Annotated in this window: 5 protein-coding genes and 1 pseudogene; all 6 read left to right on the top strand. The window is 74.5% G+C overall.

Going from position 1 to position 10,799, the window contains the following annotated elements; translation table 11 throughout:
• Nucleotides 1–3: 3 nt before the first annotated feature.
• Nucleotides 4–6,243: pseudogene (locus tag BMY61_RS24725) on the top strand (type I polyketide synthase); the annotation flags it as partial.
• Entirely contained in the window at nucleotides 6,240–7,022 is a 783-nt protein-coding gene (locus BMY61_RS24720; protein ID WP_042444328.1) for an SDR family NAD(P)-dependent oxidoreductase, read from the top strand. The pseudogene BMY61_RS24725 and the gene BMY61_RS24720, both read left to right, overlap by 4 nt.
• 43 nt (nucleotides 7,023–7,065) lie before the next feature.
• Complete coding sequence (locus tag BMY61_RS24715) at nucleotides 7,066–7,500, top strand: ester cyclase (RefSeq protein ID WP_042444326.1); 435 nt, start codon at nucleotides 7,066–7,068, stop codon at nucleotides 7,498–7,500.
• A gap of 12 nt (nucleotides 7,501–7,512) precedes the next feature.
• A complete protein-coding gene (locus BMY61_RS24710) occupies nucleotides 7,513–7,911 on the top strand; it encodes a nuclear transport factor 2 family protein (RefSeq protein WP_042444324.1) in 399 nt (132 codons plus the stop codon).
• Nucleotides 7,912–8,092: 181 nt separating this feature from the next.
• Nucleotides 8,093–9,796 carry an ABC transporter substrate-binding protein gene (locus tag BMY61_RS24705; protein WP_082014842.1) on the top strand — a complete coding sequence of 568 codons (1,704 nt, stop codon included), beginning with the start codon at nucleotides 8,093–8,095 and terminating at the stop codon, nucleotides 9,794–9,796.
• A gap of 1 nt (nucleotide 9,797) precedes the next feature.
• On the top strand, nucleotides 9,798–10,796 hold the full coding sequence (locus tag BMY61_RS24700; RefSeq protein WP_042444322.1) for an ABC transporter permease: 999 nt from the start codon (nucleotides 9,798–9,800) through the stop codon (nucleotides 10,794–10,796).
• Nucleotides 10,797–10,799 lie beyond the last annotated feature (3 nt).

Raw genomic sequence — 10,799 nt, 5'->3', positions numbered from 1 at the left:
CGCGAACCCGTCGCCGTCGTCGGCATGGCCTGCCGCCTGCCGGGCGGCGTGCAAAGCCCCGAGGCCCTGTGGCAGCTCGTCCTCGACGGGCGCGACGCCGTCACCGAGTTCCCCGACGACCGCGGTTGGGATCTCGACGCGCTCTACCACCCCGACCCCGAGCACACCGGCACCAGCTACACCCGGCACGGCGGCTTCGTCGACGCCGCCGCCTTCGACCCGGAGTTCTTCGGCATCTCGCCCCGCGAGGCCCTGGCTGCCGACCCCCAGCACCGGCTGCTGCTGGAGACCGCCTGGGAGGCGATCGAGCGCGCCGGGATCGACCCGACCGGCCTGCGCGGCAGCCGCACCGCCGTCTTCGCCGGCATCGCGGGCAGCGACTACACACCCCGGCTGGAGGACGCGCCCGCCGACCTGGAGGGCTACCTCGGCATCGGCGGCCTCGACAGCGTCGCCTCCGGCCGAATCGCCTACACCTTCGGCCTCGAAGGCCCTGCGATCACCGTCGACACCGCCTGCTCCTCCTCGCTCGTCGCCGTCCACCTGGCCGCGCAGTCGCTGCGCAGCGGCGAGAGCGACCTCGCGCTGGCGGGCGGCGCCAGCATCATGGCGACCGCGCAGGGTTTCGTCGAGTTCTCGCGGCAGCGCGGCCTCGCCCCGGACGGCCGCTGCAAGGCGTTCGGGGCGGGGGCCGATGGGACCGGCTGGGCCGAGGGCGTCGGTGTACTGCTGCTGGAACGGCTCTCCGACGCGCGCCGCAACGGGCATCCGGTGCTGGCGGTGGTGCGTGGCTCGGCCGTCAACCAGGACGGCGCGTCCAACGGCCTGACCGCGCCCAGCGGTCCCGCCCAGCAGCGCGTGCTGCGCCAGGCGCTCGCCTCGGCCCGGCTCGCGGCGGGCGACGTGCAGGCGGTCGAGGCCCACGGCACCGGCACCAGGCTCGGAGACCCGATCGAGGCCGAGGCGATCACTGCCGTCTACGGCGAGGGCCGCAGCCGCGAGACCCCGCTGTGGCTCGGCTCGCTCAAGTCCAACATCGGCCACACGCAAGCGGCGGCGGGCGTGGCGGGCGTCATCAAGAGCGTCCTGGCGCTGCGCGCCGGCGTGCTGCCCCGCACCCTGCACGCGGACGAGCCGACCCCGATCGTCGACTGGTCCGCCGGAACGGTCAAGCTGCTGACCGAGCAGCGGACCTGGCCGCAGACCGAGGGGCCGCGCCGGATCGGCGTGTCGGCCTTCGGCGCGAGCGGCACCAACGCCCACGTGATCGTGGAGCAGGCAGACGAGGAGCCGTCGTCCGCGGACGAGGCACCGCGGGCGGTCACGGGTCCGCTGCCGTTCGTGCTGTCCGCCCGCTCCGGCCCCGCGCTACGTGACCAGGCGCGTCGGCTGGCGGCGCTGCTCGAAGCGCCGCAGGCGCCGGAACTCGCCGACGTCGCCCACACCCTGATCACCCGCCGTACCCGGCTGGGTGACCGCGCCGTGGTGGTGGCCGCGGACCGGACCGAGTTGGTGGCCCGGCTCGGCGCTCTGGCGTCCGGACAGACGCCCCTGCCCGAGGCGGCGACAGGCGGACGGCTCGCCTACGTCTTCTCCGGGCAGGGCAGCCAGCGCGCCGGGATGGGCGCGGAACTGGCCGCCGCCCACCCGGTGTTCGCGAAGGCCTTCGAGGAGGTCCTGGCCGAGCTGGACCCGCTGCTCGACGGCTCGCTGCGCGAGGCCCTGGCGACCGGTGCCGGACTGGACGACACAGGGATGACGCAGCCCGCGCTCTTCGCGGTCGAGGTGGCGCTGTTCCGGCTGCTGGAGTCCTTCGGTCTGCGAGTGGACGCGGTGGCCGGACACTCGGTCGGCGAGCTGGCGGCGGCCCACGTCGCGGGCGTCCTCGCGCTCGCGGACGCCGCCCGTCTGGTCGCCGCCCGCGCCGGGCTGATGCAGCGGCTTCCGGCGGGTGGGGCGATGGCGGCCGTCGAGGCGACCGAGGCGGAGGTGCGCGAGCTGCTGGCGCGCGCGGGGGAACGGGCGGGCATCGCCGCCGTCAACGGCCCGACCGCCGTCGTGGTCTCCGGCGAGGAGGACGAGGTCGCGCGGATCACCGCCGCCCTCGCCGAGCGCGGTCGGCGCACCCGGCGACTGACCGTCAGCCACGCGTTCCACTCGGCCCGGATGGACCCGATGCTGGACGAGTTGGCCACGGTCGCGGCCGGGCTGAGGTTCGGCGCGCCCACGATCCCGCTGGTCTCCACGCTGACGGGCCGACCGGCCACCGCCGAGGAGCTCGCCGACCCGCGCTACTGGGCCCGGCAGGTGCGCGAGCCCGTCCGGTTCGCCGACGCGGTGCTGGCGCTGGCCGACGGCGTGGCCACCACCGTGGTCGAGCTCGGCCCGGACGCCTCCCTGACGCCGCACGTCGCCGCCGTCCTGCCGGAGGCGGGCGTCACGTCCGTGCTGCGACGCGACCGGCCCGAGCCGAGCACCTTCCTCGGCGCGCTCGGCGAGCTGTACGCGGGCGGTCACCACGTCGACTGGACACCGCTGTTCGGCGACGCCCCGCGGCGGCCCGTCGCCCTGCCCACCTACCCGTTCCAGCGGCGCCGCTTCTGGCTGGAGCCGCGTCGCGCGGGCGCCGCGCCGGGCGCGGGTGGCGTGGACCATCCACTGCTGGGCACGCTCAGCTACCTCCCGGACGCCGACACGCTCACCCTCAGCGGCACGCTCTCGCGCCGCAGCCACGGCTGGCTGGCCGACCACGCGGTCCAGGGCGTGGCCATCGTGCCCGGTACGGCGCTGATCGACCTCGCCATCCGGGTGGGTGAGGAACTGGGCTCGCCGCGGCTGCGCGAACTGGTCGTCGAGGCGCCGCTGCCTCTGCCGGAGGTGGGCGCGGTCCTGTTGCAGGTGACGGTCGGCCCGGCGGAGGAGGACGGCGGACGCGTGGTCGCCCTCCACTCCCGTCCCGCCGCGGCAGACGCGGCAGGCACGGCGGACGAGTGGACCCGGCACGCCTCCGGGGTGCTGGAAGCCGCTGCAGAGACAGGTCCCGCGGACCTCGGCGCCTGGCCTCCCGACGGGGCCGAGTCGGTCGCGGTGGCGGAGGTCTACTCCGAGCTCGCCGCCGCCGGCCTCGCCTACGGCCCGGCGTTCCGCGGCCTCCAGGCGGCCTGGCGCGCCGACGACGGCATCTACTACGCCGAGGTCGAGCTCCCGCAGGCGCAGCGCGCGGCAGCCGCCCGCTTCGGCGTCCACCCGGCCCTGCTGGACGCCGCCGTCCACGTCACCGCCCACGCCGACCTGCGGGACACCCCGTCCGGCAGCAGCCGGCTGCCCTTCGCCTACGAGGGCGTCACCCTGTACGCCGTCGGTGCGGAGCGCCTTCGGGTCCGCCTGCGCCGTACCGGCGCCGAGTCGATCGCCGTCGACGGGTTCGACGAGCACGGCGCGCCGGTCGTCTCCGTCACAGCCCTGCGCGCCCGCCTGCTGACGGCGGCGCAGCTCGCCGCGACGGCCGACGACCTGTTCACCGTCGAGTGGCGCCCACTGGTTGCTGCGCCCACGGTCATCCCGCTCCCGCCGGACACCCCGGTCCTGTACGCGGGCCGCGCGGCCGAGGCGGGCATCGCCTGGGCCGACCCCGCCCAGGCTGCGGCTGCGCCGCGCGATCCTGGCCCGGCCGACACCGCCCGGGAGGGCGAAAGCCAGGCAGAGCCGGGATCGGCGCCACCCGCCCGGACCGGTTCCGCCTGGCCCGTTCCGGTGCTGTCCGGCACCGCCGAGGGCAGCACCGCCGAGGCGCCCGAAGGCACCCCTCAGGCCGGGGCCACCCCGCAGGCGCTGCGTGACGCCCTCGCGCGCACGCTCGACCAGCTGCGCGAGCACCTCACCGAGGGCGCGCAGCACCCGTTCGTGTTCGTCACCCGCTCGGCCGTCCCGGCGTTGCCGGGGGAGCGGCCCGACCCGGTCGCGGCCGCCGTGCTCGGACTGCTGCGTTCCGCCGCGAGCGAGCACCCCGACCGCCTCGTGCTCGTGGACACCACGGACGGCCCGGAAAGCGTCGACGAGGCCGCGATCCGTGCCGCCGCCGCAGCCGCCCTCGCCGCAGGCGAGACGCAACTCGCGCTCCGGCCGCACGGCGTGGCCCTCGTACCCCGCCTCGTCCGCGCCGCTCCGCAGCCGGGCGTCGCGCCGCGCTGGAGCGCGGAAGGCACCGTGCTCGTCACCGGCGGCACCGGCGTGCTCGGCGGCCTGCTGGCTCGCCGTCTGGCAGCCGAGCACGGCGTGCGGCACCTGCTGCTCGTCTCGCGTGGCGGTGCCGACGCGCCGGGCGCCCAGCAGCTCGCCGAGGACCTGGACTCGCTCGGCGCGCAGACCAGGATCGAGGCCGTCGACGTCGCTGACCGTGCCGCGCTCGCCGCGCTGCTCGCGAGCGTCCCGGCCGAGCACCCGCTGTCCGCCGTCGTCCACACCGCCGGTGTCGTCGACGACGGACTGGCCCTCGACCTGACCCCCGAGCGTCTCGACGCCGTCCTGCGCGCCAAGGCCGACGCCGCTTGGCACCTGCACGAGCTGACGGCCGACCAGGATCTGGACGCCTTCGTGCTGTACTCCTCCGTCGCCGCGCTGCTGGGCGGCCCGGGCCAGGGCTCCTACAGCGCCGCCAACGCCTTCCTCGACGGCCTCGCCGCCCGCCGCCGGGCGGACGGGCTGCCGGGCCAGGCGCTGGCGTGGGGCCAGTGGGCCACGCCCAGTGGCGTCACCGCGCACCTCGCCGCCGCCGACCTGCGCCGCGCCGAGCGCGCCGGCCTGCGACCGCTCGCCGACGCGGACGGCGTGCGACTGTTCGACCGGGCGACCGGCGTGCCCGCTGCCCAGGTCGCTCCCGTCCCACTCGACCTGACGGTCCTGCGGAGCACCGGGACGCAGCCCCCACTGCTGCGCTCCCTGGTCCGTCCGCCCCGCGCCGCCCGCCGCCGGGCCGGTGGCGAGGTCACCGACACCGGCGCCGCCGCCCGCCTCCTCACGCTCCCGCCCGAGCAGCGCGAGAGCGCGCTGCTCGACCTGATCCGCGCCGAGGTGGCGAAGGTGCTTGCCGCGGACCCGGCCTCGGTCGGACCGGAGCGGCCGTTCAACGACCTCGGCCTGGACTCCCTCAGCGCCGTGGAACTGCGCAACGCCCTCGGCCGGGCCACCGGCCTGAGACTCCCGCCGACCCTCACCTTCGAACACCCCACCGCGGCCCAGCTGACGACGCACCTGCTGACGCTGCTGCCCGAGAACGCCCAGGCACTCCAGACAGCCCGGACGGCCGGGACGGACCAGACACCCGCGTCCAAGGTCCCGACCGGACCCGACGACGACCCGGCCAACCCCCTCTCCACCCTCTACCGCCGCCTCGCCGCCCACGGAAGGTTCGCCGACGCCTCCGCGCTCATCGGGGTCGCCTCCGCGCTCCGCGGCCGCTTCGGCGCCGAGGAACGCGACCGCCACCGCAAGGAACCGATCCGCCTCGCCTCCGGTCCGGCCGAGACGGCCCTGCTCTGCTTCCCGGCCCTGAGCGCCATCTCCGGGCCGCACGAGTACGCCCGCTTCGGCCACGCCTTCCAGGGCGAACGGGACGTGTTCGTGCTGCCCTCGACCGGCTGGTCGCCGAAGGACCCGATCCCGGCGGACCTGGACACCTTCATCCGGCTGCACGGCGAGACCGTCCTCGAACTCGTGGGCGAGGAACGCCCGTTCGCGATCGCGGGCCGCTCCATGGGCGGCTGCGTCGCGCACGCGGTCACCGCCTGGCTGGAGGAGCACGGCCGCGCGCCCCGCGCGCTGGCGCTCATCGACTCCTACCCGATCGACAGCGCCGTCCGTGAGGGCATGCGGGAGTGGTGGCTGACGTCCATGCTCACCGGGATGCTCGACCGCATCGAGGCCTACGACATGGTCTGGAGCGACACCAGCCTCACCGCCATGGGCGGCTACAACAACGTCTTCGCCAACTGGCAGCCGGAACCTGTCACCACGCCCATCTTCTCGGTGCGCGCCGACACCCCGCTGCGCGGCACCGTCGTCGACCCGACGGGTCGTCACGACTGGCGTGCCTACTGGCCGGTCGCCCCGCAGGAGACCGTCGATGTCCCCGGCGACCACTTCACGCTGCTGGAGCAGCACACTCCGACCACGGCCGCCGCGGTCCGCCGCCGGCTGGCCGCCCTGGAAACACCGCAACCGAACCCGGCAGGAGCGCCGCAGTGACCGCAGACCCCCAGCCCGTCGTCCTCGTCACCGGAGCGGCCTCCGGCATCGGCGAGGCCACCGCGCGCCTCTTCCACGAACGCGGACACCGCGTCGTCGCCCTCGACGTCCAGGCCGACGGCCTGGCCAAGCTGGCCGCCGACCTCGGCGACGGCATCGTCACCCTCGTCGGCGACGTCGCCGAGGAGCAGGCCAACCGGGACGCCGTGGAGCTGGCGCTCGCGGTGTTCGGCCGCCTCGACACCGCCGTGCTGAACGCCGGCATCGGCGGCGCGGGGCCGCTGGAGTCGCCGGGTGCGATCGAGCGGTTCGACCGGCTGATCGCCGTCAACCTGCGCGGCGTCGTCCTCGGCATCCGCGCTGCCGTGCCGGCCCTGCGGGCGGCGGGCGGTGGGGCGATCATCGCCACCTCCTCGGTGTCCGGCCTGCGCGGCGACCCGGACACGTGGGCCTACAACGCCAGCAAGGCCGCGATCGTCAACCTGGTCCGCGGCACGGCCGTCGACTACGCCGCGCAGAACATCCGGATCAACGCCATCGCGCCGGGCGGCACCGTCACCGCGCTGACCGCCGCCCAGGTCGCCGACCCCGCCTTCGGACAGGCCATCGCCCGGCGCATCCCCGCCCAGCGCTGGTCGCACCCGCGCGAGCAGGCCGAGGTGGTCTGGTTCCTCGCCTCGCCCGCCGCCTCCTACGTCACCGGGGCCACGGTCCCGGTCGACGGGGGCCTGTCCGCGAACGGGGGCATCCTGCCCCCGCCGCCGGCCCCCACCCGCTGAAACACCCGCGCACGCCACCACCCCACCCCACAGAGGAGCGAAGTTGAGCACCGAACAGCTGGACCGCAACAAGACCGTCGCCCGCCGCTACTTCGAGGACTTCGTCAACGGACGCAGCCTCGACGCACTGGCGGAGATCGTCGCGGCGGACGCCGCCGACGAGACCCGCGTCGGCGTCGGCGGCAGCGGAACCCGCGAAGACTTCCGCCTCCACGCCGAGTGGCTCTGGAACAGCGTCGAGGACCTCCAGGTCACCGTCGACGACCTGGTCGCCGAGGGCGACGGGGACCGTGTGATCGTCTTCTGGACCATCAAGGGCGTCCACACCGGCACGATCTTCGGCGTCCCGGGCACCGGGCGCGCCTTCAGCGGCCGCAGCATCAGCACCGTCACGGTCCGCGACGGCAAGGTCGTCCGCTACAACGTCCTGCCGGACCGGCTCGGCATCGTCAGCCAGCTGACCGGCCCCGAGGCCTGAGGAGGAGCCGCCATGAGCAAGGAACTTCCCGCCGACGACGCCGAGCGCATCCGACAGCTGCTCGCGCGCTTCGCCCACGTCTTCGACGACCGCGAGAGCCAGGAGCTCGGCGAGGTCTTCAGCGACGACGCCGTCATCGAACTGACCGGCAGCGGCCGCACCTACCGCGGGCTCGCGGAGATCCGCGCCTTCCACCGCGACCTCGGGGCCGGCGCGCCCGACCACCACACCGTGGACACCCTGTTGCTGCCCCAGGACGACGGCACGGTCCACGCCCGCAGCCGCTACCTCGCCCTGCTGCCGGACGGCGGCGTCCACAACGGTGAGTACCGCGACGTGCTGGTCACCACCGCCGACGGCTGGCGCATCGCGCTGCGCCGCTCGATCCCGCACTTCCCCGTCTTCGGGTAGTCCGCGCCACGCGTCACCGGGGGTGCGGGGAACGGCCGTTCGCGGCGTCCCCGCACCCCTTCGGCGTGCCAGGACAGGGGTCCGCTAGGGGTGTGTTAGGGGTCTGCGCGGGCAGGGCCCGGTTCCTAGGTTCGAGGCAGATCGACGCAACGCCGTCGCACCGTTTCGAGGAGACCCGCTCATGTCCGCCCGCCCGCACGCCCTGAACATCCGCGCACGCCGGCCCCGCTCCAGACTCGTCCGTCTGCCGCTGCTCGCCGCCGCGGCCACCGCGCTCGCGCTGACCTCCGCCTGCAGCTCCGGCACCACGGCGGCATCGCCCGGCGGCGACGCCGCGGGCAAGCCCGTCCAGGGCGGGTCGATCGTCTTCGCCGTCGACACCGAGCCGGTCTCCTTCGACATCCACGCCAGCCCGCAGGACATCACCGGCGCCATCCAGCGCAACGTCTTCGACTCGCTGGTCTCCCAGAGCGCCGACGGCAGCTTCCACCCGTGGCTGGCCACCTCCTGGGAGGTGTCGTCCGACTACAAGACCTACACCTTCCACCTGCGCCACGACGTCACCTTCACCGACGGCACCAAGTTCGACGCCGACGCGGTCAAGGCCAACTTCGACCACATCGTCGCCCCCAGCACCAAGTCCCAGTACGCGGCGAGCCTGCTCGGCCCCTACACCGGCACCCAGGTCGTCGACCCCTACACCGTCAAGGTCTCCTTCTCGCAGTCCTTCGCGCCGTTCCTCCAGGCCGCCTCCACCCCCTACCTGGGCTTCTACTCCCCGGCGGCGATCAAGAAGTACGGGGCGGGCCTCGCGGCAGGCGGCCCGGACGACGTCGGCACCGGCCCCTACGTCTTCGCCGGCTACACCAAGGGCCAGAGCGCCGTGCTGACCCGCAACCCGAACTACCACTGGGGTCCGGCCACGGCCGCCCACCAGGGCGCCGCCTACCTGAACCAGATCACCGTCCGCTTCCTGCCCGAGGACTCCGTCCGCGTCGGCGCGCTGACCAGCGGTCAGATCCAGGTGGCTGCCGCCGTGCCGCCGGTCCAGGTGCAGCAGGTCACCGCGAACCCGCAGCTGAAGGCCTACGCCGGCAAGGCGCCCGGCGCCGTCTACAGCCTGGTGCTCAACACCACCGTCGCCCCGCTCGACGACCAGCGGGTCCGCGAGGCGATCCAGCGTGGCATCGACCTCGACACCGACGTCAAGAGCGTCTACTTCGGCGTGAACCAGCGCGCCTGGAGTCCGCTGTCCCCGAGCACCCCCGACTACGACGCCTCTCTGGAAGGCGCCTGGAAGTTCGACCCGGCCCTCGCCAACCAGCTGCTCGACCAGGCGGGGTGGACCGGCCGCGACTCGGCCGGTTACCGCACCAAGAACGGCAAGCGGCTCACCGTCGAGTGGCCGCTCATGCCGCAGCAGTACATCCGCGAGCAGCGCGACGTCCTCGGGCAGGCCATCCAGGGCGACCTGAAGAAGATCGGCGTCGAGATCACCCGACCTCGCCTCGACATCGGCACCTACATCGCCAAGGTCTACGGCGGCAAGGAGGGCATCGCCGACTACAGCTGGGCCCGCTTCGACCCGGACGTGCTGCGGCTGTACTTCAACAGCGCCAGCGAGCCCGCCAAGGGCGGCCAGAACGCCACCTTCTACAAGGACGCCCAGCTGGACCAGTGGACCGACCAGGGTGAGGCCACCCTCGACCCGGCCACCCGCTCCTCGGTCTACCAGCAGACCCAGCGCCGCGCCACCGTGGACCTGTCGCTGATCGTCCCGGTCTACGTCGACAACGTCACCATCGGCGCCACCAGCAAGCTGCACGGGTTCCACCTGGACCCCAACACCTGGGCCGACTTCTACGACGCCTGGCTGGGCAACTGACATGACAGCCCCGACCCTGACCCGGGCCCGCGCCGACGCCCGCCACCGGCCCCTCCTCGCTTCCCGGAGCCGCGCGGTGCTCGGCGCGGTCGCGCAGCGCCTGCTCGGCGCCGCGGCGGTGCTGCTCGGCGCGGCCACCGTGGCCTTCGTCGCCCTGCAGCTGATCCCGGGCGACCCGGTGACCGTCATGCTCGGCCCCGGCAACCCCGCGACACCGCAGCTGCGGGCCCGGATCAGGGCCGAGTACGGCCTGGACCACCCCGTCGCCCAGCAGTACCTGCACTACCTGGGCCGACTGCTCCACGGAGACCTGGGCGAGTCCTACCAGCTGCAGCAGCCCGTCGCCCACGTGATCGCCGGGCAGCTGTGGCCGACGGTGCAACTGGCTGTGCTCGCAATGGGGTTCGCGCTGGTGCTGGCCCTGACCGCCGCCGTCACGACCGCCGGACGGCGACGCGCGGCGCGGGCCGCCGTGCAGCTCGCGGAGCTGCTGAGCGTCTCCAGCCCGCCGTACTGGATCGGGATCGTGCTGCTTACCCTGTTCTCGTTCCACTGGCGGCTCTTCCCGGTCGCGGGCGCGGACGGCTTCGCCGCACTGGTGCTGCCCGCGCTGACACTGGCACTGCCGCTGGCCGGCGTGCTCGGTCAGGTCCTGCGCGAGGGGCTGGAGACGGCGCTCGGCCAGCCCTTCGCCGTCACTGCCCGCGCCCGGGGGCTCAGCGACACGGCGGTGCGGCTGCGCCACGCGCTGCGGCACGCCACCACCGCGCTGGTCACCCTGACCGGGTGGCTCACCGGCTCCCTGCTGGGCGGCGCGGTGTTGGTCGAGGCGGTCTTCGCCCGGCCCGGCATCGGGGCGCTGACCCTGCAGGCGACCACGAACAAGGACATGCCGCTGGTGGTCGGGGTGGTGCTGCTGTCCGCCTCGGTCTTCGTCGTCATCTCGACCCTCGTGGACCTGCTCTACCTGCTGATCGACCCGCGCCTGAGGAGGGGATGAGGC

This window comes from Streptacidiphilus jiangxiensis (assembly GCF_900109465.1).
Lineage (GTDB): Bacteria > Actinomycetota > Actinomycetes > Streptomycetales > Streptomycetaceae > Streptacidiphilus > Streptacidiphilus jiangxiensis.
The sequence above is the reverse complement of the archived record's forward strand: the minus strand, read 5'-3'. Positions and strand labels throughout refer to the sequence as shown.

Excerpts from the sequence above, each read along its gene's own strand:
- BMY61_RS24710 (WP_042444324.1), top strand. The coding sequence starts at position 7,513 with ATGAGCAAGGAACTTCCCGCCGACGACGCCGAGCGCATCCGACAGCTG.
- BMY61_RS24705 (WP_082014842.1), top strand. The coding sequence starts at position 8,093 with ATGTCCGCCCGCCCGCACGCCCTGAACATCCGCGCACGCCGGCCCCGC.
- BMY61_RS24700 (WP_042444322.1), top strand. The coding sequence starts at position 9,798 with ATGACAGCCCCGACCCTGACCCGGGCCCGCGCCGACGCCCGCCACCGG.